Source organism: Mucilaginibacter sp. AK015 (assembly GCF_014200785.1).
Classification (GTDB): domain Bacteria; phylum Bacteroidota; class Bacteroidia; order Sphingobacteriales; family Sphingobacteriaceae; genus Mucilaginibacter.
The window spans coordinates 1,290,525-1,306,543 of sequence record NZ_JACHCV010000001.1 but is presented as its reverse complement, the minus strand read 5'-3'; the positions used below and the strand labels follow the sequence as shown (position 1 = coordinate 1,306,543).

The window sequence follows — 16,019 nt, the reverse complement described above, 5'->3', positions numbered from 1 at the left end:
AGGCAAATGAAGAACTATATATATAAACGTTTAAGTATTTCGTTTGCTGCGACGCTGTTGTTTTCTATTTCGGCCTTCGGCCAGTCCTCGGACCAGAACTATGTAATGACGCGGGTACCGCGGCGGGAGATCAGTGCGGATGGGAAGCTGGATACGCTGACGGGGAACAAGGACAGTGTGATGCGAACGGTCGCGTATTTTGACGGTTTGGGGCGTCCGCTGCAGACGATACAGTACCAGGCCACGAGCAGTTCGAACGACATTGTACAGCCATTCGCGTATGACGCTTTTGGTAGGGAAGCGTATAAGTTCCTGCCGTTTGCCTATTCGGGGACGGGTACAGGCGCCTACCGGAGCGATGCGCTGGTCAAGCAGGCGGCGTATTATGATCCCACGCCGGGCAACACGAACCCGCAGCAGACCAACGGGGTGGTGCGGACGGCGTACCCGTACGCGGTAACGGGCTTTGAGCCCTCGCCGCAGAACCGGGTGGTGGAGCAGGGGGCCGCGGGCGCGTCCTGGCAGCTGCCGGGCGCGGGGGATGGAGGCAGCGCCGGGCATACACAGCGCATGGTTTACAGCACCAATGACCAGTCGGCATTCAGTTCCGCGGTATCCCCTTCGAACATGGGGAGCCATAAGGTAGCGCTGTACACGGCCGCAGTGAATGCGGACGGGGGCCGGACGCTGGCCAGGACGGGGAATACGGCGACCTACAATAGCGGGGAGCTGTACCTGACCATCACGCGGGACGAGAACTGGCAGCCGGCGGACGGGTGCCTGGGCACCACGGAAGAATATAAGGATAAAGGGGGGCATGTGGTGCTCAAGCGGACGTATAACAAGATCAAAAGCGGGGGCAGCTATGTGCTGGAGATGCTCTCGACGTATTATGTGTATGATGATATGGGGCAGCTGGCCTTTGTATTGCCACCGGCCTCGAAGGCGGATAATACCACCGCTATCAGCGTAAGCAACCTGGCGGCCTATGTTTATCAGTACCGCTACGATGAACGCGGCCGGCTGATGCAAAAGAAGCTGCCGGCCAAAGGCTTGGAGTATATGGTGTATAACAAGCTGGACCAGGTGGTGGCCACCCAGGATTCGATACAGCGGATGAAAGCGCCGCAGGAATGGGCGGTGAGCAAATACGATGCGATGGGCAGGGTGGTGATTACGGGTATCTACCAGCACCCGGGGAGCGTGGCCGGGGCCGACAACCGCGTTGCCCTGCAGGCCCTGGTGAATGCGCAGGACACCCTTTGGGAAAGACCTGCCGCCACCGGTAACGGCTACACCAACGCGGCATGGCCTGCCACGCTTGCGGCAACGCTCAGCATCAATTACTACGACGGTTACAATAACATACCCGGTCTGCCCGCTCCGTACGACCAGCAGAGCAATACGGCATACAGCCAGCAGACCACCGGGCTGCTGACCGCCGGTAAGGTCAGCGTACTGGGGAGCACGAATATGCTGTGGACGGTGAACTATTACGATGAGGAAGGGCGGCCCGTACGCAGCTTCAGCCAGCATTACCTGGGCGGAACGGCAAACGCTTACAACTACGACGATATCACCACGGTATATAACTTTAATGATCAGCCGACGTCGGTTACGCGCAGGCATTACCGTAAGAACACGGCCGGTACGGCAGCAACGCTTGCCGTTACCGTTTACGACAGCTATACTTACGACCATATGGGCCGTAAGGTACGCAGCTATAACCAGCTGCGTCACGAGTCGCTGACGGCGCAGCCAAAAGTGGTGTTGAACCGTTTCTTTTATAATGGTATCGGGCAGGTGATCCAGAAGGGGCTGCACTCGCTTACGCCTTACACATCCTACCTGCAAAGCGTGTACTACCGCTATAACGAGCGGGGGTGGCTGACGAGCATCAACAACAGTACGCTGAGCGATGACGGCGGGTACACTAATGGCGCAGCCAATGCCGCCTTCGGGATGGAGATCGCCTACCAGGGCACCAGCACAGGCAGGCCGCAGTACAACGGCAACATCTCGACGGTCAAATGGAAGCAGGGACGCACGGACCTGTCGCTTCCGCTGCCCGGACAGCAAAGCTACGATTACGATTACGACCGGCTGAACCGGCTGACGGCAGCAGTATCGACGACCGCTGCTGCCAAGGACGGGTTTTATAACGAAGCGCTCACCTATGACCAGATGGGCAACATCACGGCGCTTGGGCGTAACGAAAAGGTCAGCGGGGTCAAGACGCAGATCGATACACTGAGCTATTCCTACAACGGGAACCGGCTGACGCGCGTTGACGATGCCTCGGCCTATAGTGGTCCGGCGGGGTTCACGGACGGTGTGCAGGTGGCCAGCGAGTATACCTATGACGGGAATGCCAACATCCGGAAGGACCTCAATAAGGGGATCACCAGCATTAACTACAATCTGCTGAACCTGCCGGAAAGCATCACGGTCAACGGCAATACGGTCACCTATACCTATGACGCTGCGGGCAGGAAGCTAAAGAAGGTGTTTACGGCGGGCAGCAATATCACCACGACGGAATACATCGGCGGGATCCAGTACACGAACGGGGCGATAGACTTCATCCAGAACGAAGAGGGCAGGGCCAGGTTATCGGGGACGGTGTACAAATATGAGTACGACCTCAAGGACCATCTGGGCAACACGCGCACGACGGTGACCTGGGATAATGCGGACGCCACGCAGCTGACGCCGAAGATCCTGCAGCAGAACGACTACTACGCCTTCGGCTTATCGATAAAATCGCTGGAGCCCACGGTACCGAGCCCAAAAAATCAGTACCTTTACAATGGCAAGGAACTGCAGGACGAAACCGGCCTGTATGATTACGGTGCACGTTTCTATGACCCTGTAATTGGACGGTGGACGAGTGTTGATCCGCTTGCAGACAAGTATCAATCGTGGTCGCCCTATAATTATGGATTGAATAATCCTATACGGATTTTCGATGTAGGGGGAATGGCTCCGGCTGATATTCATATAACAATCAGCGATAAGCCAGTTGGATCTACTCAAATTCGAGTGATCGGCAGCGAGACTGTTAAACAGCCTTATGGTTTCACTATGTCAGTTCCAACATACCAAATGACTATTACAGATGATGCAACCGACAAGGTTTCAACATATACAGTTACAAGAGATGCTCCTATATTAAACTTTGGCGACAAAGGCTCTGAAGGAAGTTACAATGTAAATAACACTGCCTTTGAGCCTAAAACATCTGAAGGTTCATATAATGGCATTATGGTTAATGATTATCCAAAGGACACAGGCTTTCCGGCAATTGTGTTAACAAATAAGGATGGCTCAAGAGGACTTGCAGCAGAACCAATGCCCGGCGCATTAAGAACAAAGCCAGATGTAGCGAAAGGTGTATCTATACATGTAGGTGGAAACTACACAAACTTAAGCGGTGAAGGTAGAACAACTGGCTCCGAAGGGTGTTTTACATGTGTAGCAGGTAATAAAACCATTAATGCGGTCGGCGCAGATATAAATCAAAGACTAGATGCCAATAAAAAGGCAGGTACAGGAACAAATATTGATATTACAGTTCAGAAAAGAGAAGATGTTAAAAAGAAGCTTACAGCGACAGGGCAATAAATTGCTTTTCATTCCCCTGTTAGTTATGATCTGTTTTATAAGCAGTTCATTCCAACATAAAAAGCAGAGTATACACAAGACTTATAAAAAGCTTATCATTGGAAAATGGGTTTATAAAAGCAAGGAAGTTGGCGATGTTATGATGGTTTTTAATGGAGATGGTTCTGGTTTAAGGCGAATAGATTCAACTCAAACAACGTTCAAGTTCAAATATTGTATTGTAAAAGACTCTATCCTTAAAATTGTAGTTGGAACACACAAGCCTGAGTTGCATGTGATAAAAAACTTAACTGCTGCTACTCTAAGTATCAGAGAATATCCTTTTAAAAAAATCAGAGAGAGTATCAGTTTCTTTGATACAGACTACAAAAAAGAGTAGATTACGGCCTTATTATCAGTTATGTATAAAACGACAAAAGCCTCTGCTGCAAAGGGGCTTTTGTCGTTTTATAGCTTTTACTTAGCCAGTTCCTGAATATGTCTTTTTGTGAGAAAAGCATCAATAAAGGTCTTCACCAGATGCTTATCCTCGGCATTCAATAGTTCCACTTCTTTAAACTGTTTAAGCAGTTCGCGGTCGGTCAATTGCGCAGTTACTGCTGAATCATTCACATCATCATTTACCAGGTAATCAGTAGTTGTTTCCAGCGCTTTGGCCAGCTTGGAAAGCATATCTGCTGCAGGTTTGGCCTTGCCTATCTCATATCGGCCAATCTGCACATAAGAGTTCAGGCCGACGATCTCGGCAAGCTCTGCCTGTTTCAATCTTTTTTGCGTACGTAACTCCTTGATCCGGGTTCCTAAACTCATTATTCCTTGTTCCTATCACATCAAAAATACTAAGAATGATACATAAAGTACGTGGTAAAATACAAATGGGTATCATTTGCGTTTATGCAAGCACCATACTTATTATTGCAAAATAAAAAAGTAGTATACAACATCATTTCCAATGAATATAGTACCTAAGCTTATTGTAGAAAATCCTGAACTATTGTTATACATGGATGGCAAACTGCACATTACCGTATTGGGCGGCATTAAACTGACCGGCTTCGACCGCTTAAAAGTAACATTGAAGATAGTCTGCGGTGGCAACACCAACAGAGCCTTTCGTCACAACCTCGACCTGTACAACAGCGTTCACACCGAGCAGCTGATAGAGAAAGCCGGTGATGCGCTGGATGTGGCTACCGCTGAACTGGCCGGGGTGATCAGCCGCCTGACTGCTGCCCTGGAAGATTACCGGACCGAGCGGCTGGAAGCCATGAAGCCAAAACAGGCAGAAAAGAAGCAGCTCACCGAGGCCGAACGTAAGACTGCCCTGCAATACCTCAAAGCGCCCGGCCTGCTCGGACGGACACGGCAGGCGATCTCGGCCAGCGGCATTGTCGGCGAGGAAGTGAACAGCCTGATCGCCTACCTGATCTATACCTCCAGAAAGCGGAATACACCGCTACACCTGATGTGCCTGGGGCCTTCCGGCACCGGCAAGACCTGGTTACAGGAAAGGGTCAGCGAGCTGATCCCGGAAGAAGATAAGCTGGAGATCACCATGCTGTCCATGAATGCTTTTTACTACTTCGGCAAGGATGAGCTTAAAAATAAGCTGCTGCTTATCGAGGATATGGACGGCGCGGATAACGTGCTGTACCCACTCCGGAACTGCAAAGCAAGCGCCGGATCAGCAAGACCGTCACCCTAAAAGACAGTAAGGGTAACCTGAAAACGGTTACACTGAATGTCGAAGGCCCGGTATGTGTAAGCGGGTGTACCACCCGCGAACAGCTTTATGAGGATAATGCCAACCGCTGTATCCTGCTGTACACGGACGATAGCCCTGAGCAGGATAAAAAGATCATGGACTACCAGCGTAAACAAAGCGCAGGGCTGTTGGATCACCAGGCCGAGCGCAACGTGCGCGAACAGCTGAAGAACGTGCAGCGCTTGCTACAGCCGGTCAGCGTTAAAAATCCGTTCGCTACCTACCTGCAACTGCCGGAGGCCATCTTCAAACCCAGGCGCACCATGCTGCTGCTTTTGTTATTCACCGAAACGATAACGTTCTACCACCAGTATCAGCGGGAACTGCAAACCGATACCACTACCGGTGAGCAGTACGTGGAAACAACGATTGAAGATATTGAGGTGGCCTTTTCGCTGCTGGAAACAACCCTGCTTAAAAAGAGCGATGAGCTGAATGATGCCTGCCGTTCTTTCTTTGAAAAGCTGAAAGCCTGGTTACGGCAAAATGATAGTGAAACCTTTTACAGCAAGGAAGTACGCCCGGTCTTTCGGCTCAGCCCAAGCAGTCTGGCCCGTTACCTGTATGAACTGGAACGCATGGGTTATATCAAGATTGCGCGCGGCAGCCGCTATAAAGGCTTTGAATACAAGGTGCAAAGCTGGGATGATCTGGAAACGCTGACCAATGATGCCCATGAAATGATGGAAAATATCCTTGTTGAGATACGCAAGGTAAATCATAGTGTCCCAGGTGTAGCCCAAAGCCCCGATGGGTTACATAACGTGCAGAAAACCAGTAAAAAAACGGCAGTGTCCCAACAACAATAGAAAATGCAAGGCACCTTAAAAAATCCGCTGTATATCAGGCTGCATGCAGGCTTTACCCAATGGCTCCGGATACTCAACTTTGAACCTACCAGTCCCCGCGATATGCCCAAAATGCTGACTGAGTTCCTTCTTTACTTAGAAACGCAAAACTGCGACCATCCACATGATATTCAGCCAGATCACTTAAAAAAATACCTGGAATATCTGCACGAAAGACCAAGCCAGACCGCAGCCGGTGCGATCAGCCTCAACTATATCCGGAAACACTTACAGGTGATCCGTAAGTTCAGCCGTTACCTGATGGAGAGCGGCCAGCCCAGCTTTACCGTGAAGCTGCGCATCAAAGGCAAAAGCACTAATATCAAAAGCATCCTGACCCTGGCCGAGATCAGCAAGCTTTATGATGTGGTTAAAGATGATATATACGGGTTAAGGGACAGGGCGATGCTTGCCATGTATTACGGCTGTGGCCTGCGGAAAAACGAGGCGGTTAACGTTAATGTCCGGGATATTCTGCCGGATAAAGAACTGGTTTACGTCCGTAAAGGCAAGGGTTATAAAGAGCGTTACGTACCACTGGCGGGTACCGCTAAAACAGATCTGGAGAACTATATCCTGTATGCCCGCCCGCACTTCGCCGGTGACAAAAAAGAGGATGCCTTATTGCTTAATGTCAATGGCGCAAGGCTTACCGGCCAAACCTGTTATGATCGTTTACAGACCTTAAAAAAGGCTGCGGCCATTCCTAAACCCGTCGGGTTACATACCCTGCGGCACAGTATTGCCAGCCACCTGCTGCATTCCGGTATGCAGTTAGAACAGATACAACGCTTTTTAGGGCATGGCAGCATGGAAAGTACGCAGATCTATACCCATCTTCAGCATGAACAAAAAATATGAGTTCGCCCCGGCTACGCTGGCCGCTTTAGAACCTTTCCGGGCTTACCTGAAACAAGAGCAGTTCAGCCACAGCTATATCCATCAAACCATCAACTATACAGCCACATTCCACGAATGGCTAACCGGCCAAAGCCTGGCATTAACGCAGATCACACACGCGGATGTAATGGAGTTCGCCGACCAGCTCAGGCAGAAAGGCTTTAGTATCAAGCTGATCAATCAGATCATGCGGACTTTACGGTATTACTTCTCGCACCTCCAACAGGAACAGGAAATCAACATCAATCCGGCAGCAGGTATCATACTCAAAGGCACGGTCAGAAATCTCCCGCACGACCTGTTGACCATGCCTGAAATGGAGGCGCTTTATGAAAGTTACCAGGTTACTGACAATCGTACCTATCGCAATAAGGTCATTATAGGATTACTTGTTTATCAGGCAATTACAAGAGATGAACTGAGCCATCTGCGCCCTGAGCACCTGAAACTGAGGGAGGGTAAAATACATATTCCTGCTACCGGCAGGCAACTGGGCCGGTTACTTCCATTACAGCCTCATCAAATCCTCGAACTGCATGAATACCTGTTAGTGATCCGTCCGAAAATACTGGCTGAGCGCCTGGCCGAACGACCGGGGCGCAAGCCGGATCGTTACAAAGATGAACAGGATATCGAGCGTTTGTTTATCAGCATCAACACATTAGAGGACATCAAAAACAGTCTTTTACACCTCAACTATGCGCTTAGGAAACTCAATCCTAAATACAAACACGCCAAGCAGATCAGGCAAAGTGTGATCACAGAATGGCTCAAAGAAAAGAACCTGCGCACCGTTCAATATATGGCCGGACACCGTTATGTCAGTTCAACTGAAAGGTATAAAACCACCAATCTCGAAGACCTGAAAGAGGCCCTTAACAAGCATCATCCACTGACTCTATCTTAAAAAATCGCGACTCTTATCCAATAAAATCCTCGAAAAACAACCAACCCAGCGGCGGCCTGTGGTAAAAATCAACCAACCATCAGGGCTTGTATGGAAAAAAATATCTGTTAACTTTACGAGCCTAAACGTTCTTTATAGCACCGAAAAAGTGCAGGTTAAAAAATCCGGGAAAATCTTAAAACTTGTAAGGGGCAATACGATTACGGTGCGCGGATGTATGACCCGGTCATTGGACGTTTCAATACGATAGACCCGCTTGCTGAAAAAACTCATGATATAGGTTCATACACTTATGTACTGAACAATCCAATAAAGATGGTTGATAATGATGGAAGGTATGCGGTTTCAGTTCATTATAATATCACTTACAAAGCTTTATTGGCATTAGGTTATTCAAAGAAGGATGCCGATGTGATGGCTCATTATTCAAGTACTTATGCTGACCATCCTTCTTTCAAAGTGCTTTATATGGATTGGTGGGTACATACAACAAATACAAGTTTTAATGGATATAGGGCTGGAATTGACTACAGTAAAACTGCTGAATCTCAAGATGAGAAGAACAGTATGTGGCACGCAATGATGAGTGATGCTGAAGCGGATGCTGGAATGACCGAAGAGCAAGCCACTTCAAGAGGATTGAAATTTGGTTGGGATAATGTTTTTGCTTCTAATGGTGGCAAAGATTTAGGTAAATTAGGACAAGGCATCCATGCCTTACAGGACGCAACAGCACACATGGGGGTTAAGACTAATGACCATTTAGGATTTAACTTGTCATCAGCTGGTAAAATGCTAAATGATTTGTGGGGGTCTACTAAGACGGCATCAAATCTTACCCGTTCTGCAGGTATTATAACACGTTTGATGGCGGGTAAAAAAGTAGAGTTTAAAAAAGATGAAGAACTGAATCTTCAAGGCATGTCAAAAGACCAATTCAATCAGTCAATAAAGTTACTGATGGGTGCAGGGTTTCAAGGGACGATTAAAATGAATTAGTATGGGTTTAATAATTAAAATTATTAGAGTAATTACTTTTGTATTGTTAGGTATAACAATATTCATGTGGGTTGTATATCATGCAAGTGGGCATAAAATACCTATAAGAACCGACATATCATTTGGCTTAACTATAGGAGGATTAACCTGTATAGTTTTTCTGATGAGGTTTTTAGCGTATAAGATTAGGAGTAGATGATTTAGTTGGTGCTGTCCATATAAATAAACAAGAGCCGTTCATAAAGCTTTTTGTTTTCCTCGATCACCTCCATGAATTTGTCCAGGGGGTTAAAGTTGAGCGTACAATTGTTATTAATAGAACCTGCGTTGCCTGGGTGCCTCAGGCACTGGCAAGACCTGGCTACAGGAAAAAGTCAGCGAACTGATGCCGGAAGAAGATAAGCTGGAGATCACCACGCTATCCATGAACGCCTTGTCAAGCAACGATGCGTTCGAAGGCGAAGCTCTTATGGATATATTAGAAACACTAACATCCTGCCGTTAATGGTAAGCTAACCAAGGATACAGTTAGGGAAATTCTACGATATTGTAAAAGCTAGTTATAAAGAAAGCCCGACTTATGGTTAGGTTTTCTTTTGCTTAAACCAAGTTAACGGCGTTTACAAGTGATTCCTTCAGACGTTTCTTAGACACCAGACCAACAAGTATCGTAAAAAAAGCGGACTTTTCCTTTTCCTCTAATTGATCGATAAGCGCCATTTTCTCAATGACTGATTATCATATCCGCAAGGCCCTCATTATAGTGCGGGATCATCAGGGCAAAAATAACCTCAACATCATACCTATAAATAATATGAAAGTAAAACGATTTGAAAAGATTCTAGAAAGTTTTGATGAAATCAATTCTTGGTCTATCGGCGTAAAAAATACTTATACGGATTTACACCATATTGACAAAGCGCAGATCGTTGAATTTATATTACAGGGAACACATGGCGATGCAGATAAAGTAGATGAGATTTTTAGACGCCTGGAAAATGTATTCAAACAGGTCTTACATTTTTTTGATAAATCAAATTACATATTTAAAGTTGATTATAAATCAAAACCCGTTAGCCTCATCAGGAGTTATAAAGGGCTGTTTAATCATTTTCCAGACAGTCAGTATAAGGAGTATGAGCTCCTAACTGAAAATGGAAATTCCATTATTGCCGGAATAAGTAGATTAACGAATGATAATTTCGGATTACTTTATAATTTTTTATATGATAATTCGTGCTGTTTTGCAATTTCAACATCTGAAAACATACTCAATGTGTCTTTTGTAATAGATATGTTAACACGATTTGTCCAAAAAGATGGCTACAACCGAATAAACTATTTAAAACTGTATAACGAGCGGGTATTAAATAATGATATCGTCTATCGTATCGCTGGGGATGGCGGAGATCAGGAAATAATTTTACAGGTATTTGCGCCTGCGAATATGCAAATGCCATTAGTGAACATGTAATTTTCCCTGTGTAAACTTTCATTTTCTTCGAAAACCTGCAATTACGACCAGGTTGCCGACAGAGGTGTAGACAGCAGGAGAACAAAGAACGACTTTAGTAACGAGCAACTCCCATGTAACTAGAAGGGCAGCATCGCGCATTTTCTTACACGTTTAAAAGAACGAATAAAGGAAAGATTTGCCTTGGACGTTTTTTTTGCCTAAATTCGGTATGATGAAACGACCTGCCTTTATCGCGCTTTTCCTTTTATTTTTTACCTCGCTGGTAGCTGTTTCCTGCAAGGAATTCATTGAACCGTCGATTGAGAATAAAAAAGTTTATTTACAGGCGCCTTCCGACGGTTTTCAAAGCAAACTGTATAAGGTAAGCTTTTGGTGGGACGAGGTGGAGGATGCCCTCGGTTACCGGCTGCAGGTGGTATCGCCTGGCTTTGCAGCCCCGGACCGGCTGGTGCTCGATACGCTGGTGAGCGGCAACAAGTTCAGCGTGAACCTTGACCCGGGCAAATACGAGTGGCATTTGCGGGCCGAGAACGGAAGTACGGTAACGGCTTACAGCGGGGCGAGGTCGTTTGAAGTATTACAGTCATCGATCAAGCAACAGGCCGTCGAATTGAACGCGCCTGCTGACCAGGCGCTGATCAGTAACGCCCAGGTGAACTTGCGCTGGGGGACGCTTTACGACGCCACCCGCTACCGCCTCCAGATCGATACCAACAATTTCATCCATGAAAGCTCGGTCGTTTATAACGAGGCATTGCCGGGGAACGAGCTGGCGCTCGCCCTGCCTAAAGACCAGTCTTACCAGTGGCGCGTGCAGGCGGAAAACGATACCGCGCAATCGCGATGGTCTGTTGTGAATCATTTCACGCTGGACCGCTTACCCCCGGGGAGGGTAAAGGCTGTGGAGCCGGGGGATAACCAAACGGTCAGCAAGCCGGTCCACCTGCGATGGGAAAATGTGGCTTCCGCTGTGCGCTACCGGCTGTATCTGCTCAAAACCGATTCCGTAACGAACTACAGTAAAAATTTCCCCGTTATTGTTAACGGAAACACGTATGACTTTCAATCCGGCAGCGGTGGGGAAAGGATCTATTGGAAGGTAGCAGCCATCGATGCGGCGGGGAACGCGGGCACAGCCAGCGCGGCCAGGAGCTTTATCATACCGTAGCGATGAAGAAGAAGAGAACCAACCTTCTGCTGGGCATAGCGGTAATCATCATATGGGCCGGGGCGGGCTATCGTGTGCTTTCCGCGCTTGGTGATCAGGAGGAACTGCCGGTAGCGGCGCCATCAATGGTCAAAAGCCCGGCCGATGATTTCGCGGCGGTGACGGACACCGTGCAGCTGCGCGCGAATTACCGCGACCCGTTTGGTGTAACTCCCCCCAGCGTGAAACCCGATACCCTGAGCCATAAGCGGGTCGACAGGCGTATGCCTGCTCAACGGCCGCAGGCCGATATGGGTTTTGTCAAATATGCGGGCTATATCGCCAACCCGGTTTCAAAGCGAACCCTGAGCATGTTGCTGATCAACGGCAAGACCATGATGCTCAACGAAGGGGAGAGTGCAGAAGGCATTAAGGTGCTGAAAAATATGCGCGACTCCGTCAAGGTCGCTTACCAGGGTCGGGTCAGATTTATTGTGAAATCATCATGAGAAAAATATTGTTTTTTATATCCGTTTGTTTGGCTTTCCTGGGGCATACCTCCGCCCGCGGGCAGCGTATTCCGGACGGCGGGATGCACAAGGTGCATATCGACCAGCCCGGGCTAACCGCCGATGCGGAAATCTTACCGGTAAAAAAACCAGCCAAGGTTGACGCCGGCCGCTGGTATTCCTGGTTCAGCAGCGGGAGGGTCTACCAGACGCAGGGCGGCTTTGGCGGGCACCTGCTTCACGGGGCATTCCACTCTTTTTATGACAGCGGAGCCATGATGGAAAGCGGAAGCTTCGCCGCAGGTCTGAAGACCGGGACCTGGCGTTCCTGGAATTCCGACGGTACGCTTAAGCAAACGGTCAGTTACCAGGAGGGCCTGCGCTCCGGCCCTTTTGCCGTTTACGACGCCGAGGGAAAGGTCCGTCAGGAGGGAAGATACCGCGATGACCTGCTGGAAGGGGCGGTAAAATATTATACGCGAAGTGATTCATCTTCCGTGACCTGGTACCATCGTGGCCGCGTGACCCGCCATCAGCCTTTATTAAAGCGATTGAACCCTTTCAAAAAACGCAACCGTGCCGACACCACAGCCATTGCCACGCCACAGCAGTAGACCGGGCAGGTTAACCGCCGCGTCGCTTTACATCGTTATCGTTGTCGCGCTGGTGATCGCTTTACTTTGCGAAGCGCTGATCGCAGGCGCTTTTTATTACCGTGCTTACCATGCGCAGCGGAACCGGCTTGACCGGTTGGATAACCGGGTAAGCTCCGGTCTGAACCTGATCCTGTCGGACGGGCGCCGTGCCGATTACCGAAACGAACTGGTGGACTTGTTTGAGCGGGGTGCGGACACGGTCAGGCTGAGCAGGTATTTTTGGGGTGGTTTCGATATCGGCGTAAGCCGGGCCGGCAGCGGGAGAGATTCCGCGTTTTCTGCTATCCTGATCGGTAACGAGCTGGATTCGCTCTCGCGTTTTGCCATATGGCTTGCAGACGAAGACCGGCCTTTATCGGTTAGCGGCAGGACGGCTGTCGTTGGAGACGTTTACCTGCCGAAGGCGGGTGTCAGGTCAGCTTATGTCAACAGCCACAGCTACGAAGGTGAGCCCGGGTTTATCGCTGAGGTGCACCGGTTCAGCAAGCGGGAACTTCCCGAGCCGGATATTTTGCGCCTGGCGCGGATCGATCAGTCCTTCAGCGCTGGGCAGGCGGAGGAGCGGTTTATACCAGACACGCTTACCGCAAGCTTCGGGCTGCCGACCCGCGAGTACCGGCTTAAAGCGCCCTTTACGCTGAAAGCGCTCAGCTTACAGGGCAATATTATTATTCGCTGTGATTCGCTGCTGACCATCGATAGCACCGCCGCGCTGGAACAAGTGATGATCTTTGCACCGGCAATCGTTGTCCGGCCAGGGTTTCGGGGCCGCTGCCAGCTGTTCGCCCGTGATTCGATCAGTATCGGCGACCGTGCGACGTTCGCCTACCCGTCCGTAGCCGCTGTGCTACGGACGCGCGCTGAGGAGGCCGGGAAGCAAGGCTTCATCCGATTTGGCCGCAGCTGCAGTTTTTCCGGCGGGCTGCTTGCCTGGGAAAAGACGCCCGGGGTCTTCCCGCCGGCAGTTTACTTAGGGCCTAAAGGCACCTACCAGGGACAGATCTATACGGGACTTTTGGGCCTTGGCGATAGCACAGCCATCGCAGGCAGTGTGACCTGCCGCCGGTTTTTTTACCGGTCCGGCTTTTCCAATTTTGAAAATTACCTGATCGGGGCGCGTATAGATGCGCATGCCCTTTCGCCATTTTACCTTAGCCCGGCGGTGTTCCCCGGACAGGGGGCATCAACAAAAAAGATCGTACAATGGCTAAAGTAGCGAAGGTCGGGCGGCTGAAAGCGGACAGCTTACTGGAAGTGGTCATTGCGGCGGTATTGATCATCGTTGTTTTCAGTATGGCCATGATGGTCTATGCCAACGTGTTGCATACTTCACGCCCGGTTAAGCAAGTCCGCGCGGCTGCTTTTTTGAGACAGGCTGCCCGCCGGATAGAACAGTTGCAGGATACGGCGGTATCGGAGACCGGTTTTGACGGTCCGCTGATACGGCGTTCGGTAACCGCGGCAGGCGGCCCGGGGACCGCGCACCTGCGGTTAATTGCCCTGGGGGCGCATAATGACACCCTGGCCGTTCTTGACAAAATTATTGTATGGCATGGGAAATAAACATCTGAAGGCATTTACCCTTACGGAAATGATCATGGTGATGCTGCTGACGGCCATTGTCGTGGCAATGGCCTACGAAGTTCTCCGGATCGTTTACAAAACACACGCGGCCTTTGCGGCAAAAAATGAGCGGGTCAATGACGTGGAACGGTTGGAACACTGGTTGCGGCGCGACTTTCAAAAGGCGGAGGTCATCCTTGGCGACGACCATTCCGTCCGCCTTTTAAGCACCGGCGATACGGTGTCTTATGTTTTTGCGGATAACCTTGTTATTCGCCGGGCGGTGCGGGTGGATTCCTTCCGCATTGCGACCAGCGATCTGGTAACAGCCTTTAGGGCTCAGCCGGTGCAGGCCGCTGGTGAGCAGGTGCCCATAGATGAATTGACATTTAGTATTTTGCTCGAAAAACAGCAGTTCCCGGAGAATTTCTTCAAATGGTACAGTGCAGAACAACTTATCAACCTGACAAATGGCATCGATCGACATCAGTAACCTGAAAAAAACAAAGAAAAAGCCGGCCGGAACACCGGAAAGTGTGACCAGTCAAATCGCCGCGCTCTTTGAAAAGGACTTCTCGTTCGGCGGCAGCGGTCTGTCTGATGAAAAAAAGGAATACCTGTATCTGGAACTGGGCGCGCTGCTGCGCGCGGGCGTGGATTTCAAAAGCGCGTTTGAACTGGTCGCCTCGGGGCAAAAAAAGCCGCAGGATGCGGCCCTTTTTAACCGTATACTGCAGGATGTTGTTGAGGGAGCGTCCTTCTCTATGGCATTGAAGGGATCAGGTAAATTTACGCTTTACGAAATTTACAGCATCGAGATCGGGGAGGAATCGGGCCAGCTGCAACAGGTACTGGCCGACCTGGCTTATTTTTACAAGACGAAGATCACCCAGCGGAGGACGATCATCTCGGCGCTGACGTACCCGGCTATCGTGCTGTCGGCTTCCGTGGGCGCGCTGGCCTTTATGATGCGCTTTGTCGTACCGATGTTCAGCGATATCTTTCGGCGCTCGGGAGGCGAGCTGCCCTGGATCACGCAAAAAATGATCGCCATTTCGGACGGCTTCGGCCTTTACGGAGGCACCGCTGCGCTGGCTGTGATCGTCCTTATCGCGGTGGCCTTTTATTACCGCAATACGCTTTGGTTCCGGGACTACGCCTCGCGTATCGTCCTGCGCACCCCGCTGGCCGGGCCCCTGACGCAAAAGATCTATCTTGCGCGGCTGAGCAACGCCATGCGCCTGTTGATCAATGCCCGCCTGCCGCTGTTGCGCGCAATCATGCTTTGCCGGCAGATGATCGGTTTTTTTCCGCTTGAAAAAGCCCTGGCAGTTATCGAGCGCGATATTTTAAGCGGTGTGCAGCTGCATATGAGCATGCAGCAGTTCGCGGTCTTTCCGCCCAAAATGATCCAGCTGATCAAGGTGGGCGAACGGACCAATCAACTGGACGCTTTTTTTGAATGGATCGGCAGCCAGTATGTCGCCGAAGCGGAGCTGCAAACGGCTTCACTGAGCCGCATTATGCAACCGGTCATCATCATTATTCTGGGTATCGTCGTTGGCGTGATCGTTATCGCGATCTACCTGCCGCTTTTCCAGATCAGCAGTAACATACAGTAAAC

At 49.8% G+C, this 16,019-nt stretch carries 16 protein-coding genes; 15 read left to right on the top strand and 1 reads right to left on the bottom strand.

The genetic code is table 11. The annotated features are described in order from the left end of the window. Positions 1-105 precede the first annotated feature (105 nt). Together HDC91_RS05665 and HDC91_RS05660 are read left to right on the top strand one after the other, a co-directional pair. Entirely contained in the window at positions 106-3,624 is a 3,519-nt protein-coding gene (locus tag HDC91_RS05665) for a DUF6443 domain-containing protein (RefSeq protein ID WP_183549153.1), read from the top strand. Then, positions 3,590-4,003, top strand: a complete 414-nt coding sequence (locus tag HDC91_RS05660; RefSeq protein ID WP_183549151.1) for a hypothetical protein — start codon at positions 3,590-3,592, stop codon at positions 4,001-4,003. Before HDC91_RS05665 ends, HDC91_RS05660 begins: the two co-directional genes overlap by 35 nt. Before the next feature lie 77 nt (positions 4,004-4,080). On the opposite strand, the gene HDC91_RS05655 is transcribed toward HDC91_RS05660, so the two are convergent. Then, on the bottom strand, positions 4,081-4,434 hold the full coding sequence (locus HDC91_RS05655) for a helix-turn-helix domain-containing protein (protein WP_183549149.1): 354 nt from the start codon (positions 4,432-4,434) through the stop codon (positions 4,081-4,083). Between the two features lie 193 nt (positions 4,435-4,627). Between HDC91_RS05655 and HDC91_RS05650 the strand changes: the two genes are divergently transcribed. The 13 genes from HDC91_RS05650 (at position 4,628) to HDC91_RS05590 (ending at position 16,017) form a co-directional block, all read left to right on the top strand. Continuing rightward, entirely contained in the window at positions 4,628-5,329 is a 702-nt protein-coding gene (locus HDC91_RS05650) for a hypothetical protein (RefSeq protein WP_183549147.1), read from the top strand. A 155-nt stretch (positions 5,330-5,484) separates the two neighbouring features. Continuing rightward, entirely contained in the window at positions 5,485-6,198 is a 714-nt protein-coding gene (locus tag HDC91_RS05645; protein WP_183549145.1) for a hypothetical protein, read from the top strand. Between the two features lie 3 nt (positions 6,199-6,201). Further along, the gene (locus HDC91_RS05640) at positions 6,202-7,098 is read left to right on the top strand and encodes a tyrosine-type recombinase/integrase (RefSeq protein WP_183549143.1); all 897 of its coding nucleotides are present in this window, start codon (positions 6,202-6,204) and stop codon (positions 7,096-7,098) included. Further along, entirely contained in the window at positions 7,040-8,044 is a 1,005-nt protein-coding gene (locus HDC91_RS05635; RefSeq protein WP_183549135.1) for a tyrosine-type recombinase/integrase, read from the top strand. The genes HDC91_RS05640 and HDC91_RS05635 overlap by 59 nt, the downstream gene beginning before the upstream one ends. A gap of 162 nt (positions 8,045-8,206) precedes the next feature. Beyond that, positions 8,207-9,043, top strand: a complete 837-nt coding sequence (locus HDC91_RS05630; RefSeq protein WP_370576808.1) for an RHS repeat-associated core domain-containing protein — start codon at positions 8,207-8,209, stop codon at positions 9,041-9,043. Between the two features lie 814 nt (positions 9,044-9,857). Continuing rightward, positions 9,858-10,517: a hypothetical protein gene (locus HDC91_RS05625; protein WP_183549127.1), complete on the top strand. Its 660-nt coding sequence runs from the start codon at positions 9,858-9,860 to the stop codon at positions 10,515-10,517. Between the two features lie 211 nt (positions 10,518-10,728). Beyond that, the gene (locus HDC91_RS05620) at positions 10,729-11,688 is read left to right on the top strand and encodes a hypothetical protein (RefSeq protein ID WP_183549126.1); all 960 of its coding nucleotides are present in this window, start codon (positions 10,729-10,731) and stop codon (positions 11,686-11,688) included. Positions 11,689-11,690: 2 nt separating this feature from the next. Further along, entirely contained in the window at positions 11,691-12,176 is a 486-nt protein-coding gene (locus HDC91_RS05615) for a hypothetical protein (protein ID WP_183549125.1), read from the top strand. Then, positions 12,173-12,790, top strand: coding sequence for a toxin-antitoxin system YwqK family antitoxin (locus HDC91_RS05610; protein ID WP_183549124.1), 618 nt, complete (start codon positions 12,173-12,175; stop codon positions 12,788-12,790). Before HDC91_RS05615 ends, HDC91_RS05610 begins: the two co-directional genes overlap by 4 nt. Further along, the gene (locus tag HDC91_RS05605) at positions 12,753-14,048 is read left to right on the top strand and encodes a hypothetical protein (protein ID WP_183549123.1); all 1,296 of its coding nucleotides are present in this window, start codon (positions 12,753-12,755) and stop codon (positions 14,046-14,048) included. The genes HDC91_RS05610 and HDC91_RS05605 overlap by 38 nt, the downstream gene beginning before the upstream one ends. Further along, complete coding sequence (locus HDC91_RS05600; protein ID WP_183549122.1) at positions 14,036-14,395, top strand: hypothetical protein; 360 nt, start codon at positions 14,036-14,038, stop codon at positions 14,393-14,395. The genes HDC91_RS05605 and HDC91_RS05600 overlap by 13 nt, the downstream gene beginning before the upstream one ends. Next, entirely contained in the window at positions 14,385-14,888 is a 504-nt protein-coding gene (locus HDC91_RS05595; protein WP_183549106.1) for a type II secretion system protein J, read from the top strand. The genes HDC91_RS05600 and HDC91_RS05595 overlap by 11 nt, the downstream gene beginning before the upstream one ends. After that, positions 14,866-16,017, top strand: coding sequence for a type II secretion system F family protein (locus HDC91_RS05590; RefSeq protein ID WP_183549104.1), 1,152 nt, complete (start codon positions 14,866-14,868; stop codon positions 16,015-16,017). Before HDC91_RS05595 ends, HDC91_RS05590 begins: the two co-directional genes overlap by 23 nt. Positions 16,018-16,019: the final 2 nt, after the last annotated feature.

Bases quoted from the DNA above. Each gene is read 5' to 3' on its own strand.
- HDC91_RS05665 (WP_183549153.1), top strand. From the start codon at position 106: ATGACGCGGGTACCGCGGCGGGAGATCAGTGCGGATGGGAAGCTGGAT.
- HDC91_RS05660 (WP_183549151.1), top strand. From the start codon at position 3,590: ATGTTAAAAAGAAGCTTACAGCGACAGGGCAATAAATTGCTTTTCATT.
- HDC91_RS05655 (WP_183549149.1), bottom strand. From the start codon at position 4,434: ATGAGTTTAGGAACCCGGATCAAGGAGTTACGTACGCAAAAAAGATTG.
- HDC91_RS05650 (WP_183549147.1), top strand. From the start codon at position 4,628: ATGGATGGCAAACTGCACATTACCGTATTGGGCGGCATTAAACTGACC.
- HDC91_RS05645 (WP_183549145.1), top strand. From the start codon at position 5,485: ATGGACTACCAGCGTAAACAAAGCGCAGGGCTGTTGGATCACCAGGCC.
- HDC91_RS05640 (WP_183549143.1), top strand. From the start codon at position 6,202: ATGCAAGGCACCTTAAAAAATCCGCTGTATATCAGGCTGCATGCAGGC.
- HDC91_RS05635 (WP_183549135.1), top strand. From the start codon at position 7,040: ATGGCAGCATGGAAAGTACGCAGATCTATACCCATCTTCAGCATGAAC.
- HDC91_RS05625 (WP_183549127.1), top strand. From the start codon at position 9,858: ATGAAAGTAAAACGATTTGAAAAGATTCTAGAAAGTTTTGATGAAATC.
- HDC91_RS05620 (WP_183549126.1), top strand. From the start codon at position 10,729: ATGATGAAACGACCTGCCTTTATCGCGCTTTTCCTTTTATTTTTTACC.
- HDC91_RS05615 (WP_183549125.1), top strand. From the start codon at position 11,691: ATGAAGAAGAAGAGAACCAACCTTCTGCTGGGCATAGCGGTAATCATC.
- HDC91_RS05610 (WP_183549124.1), top strand. From the start codon at position 12,173: ATGAGAAAAATATTGTTTTTTATATCCGTTTGTTTGGCTTTCCTGGGG.
- HDC91_RS05600 (WP_183549122.1), top strand. From the start codon at position 14,036: ATGGCTAAAGTAGCGAAGGTCGGGCGGCTGAAAGCGGACAGCTTACTG.
- HDC91_RS05595 (WP_183549106.1), top strand. From the start codon at position 14,385: ATGGGAAATAAACATCTGAAGGCATTTACCCTTACGGAAATGATCATG.
- HDC91_RS05590 (WP_183549104.1), top strand. From the start codon at position 14,866: ATGGCATCGATCGACATCAGTAACCTGAAAAAAACAAAGAAAAAGCCG.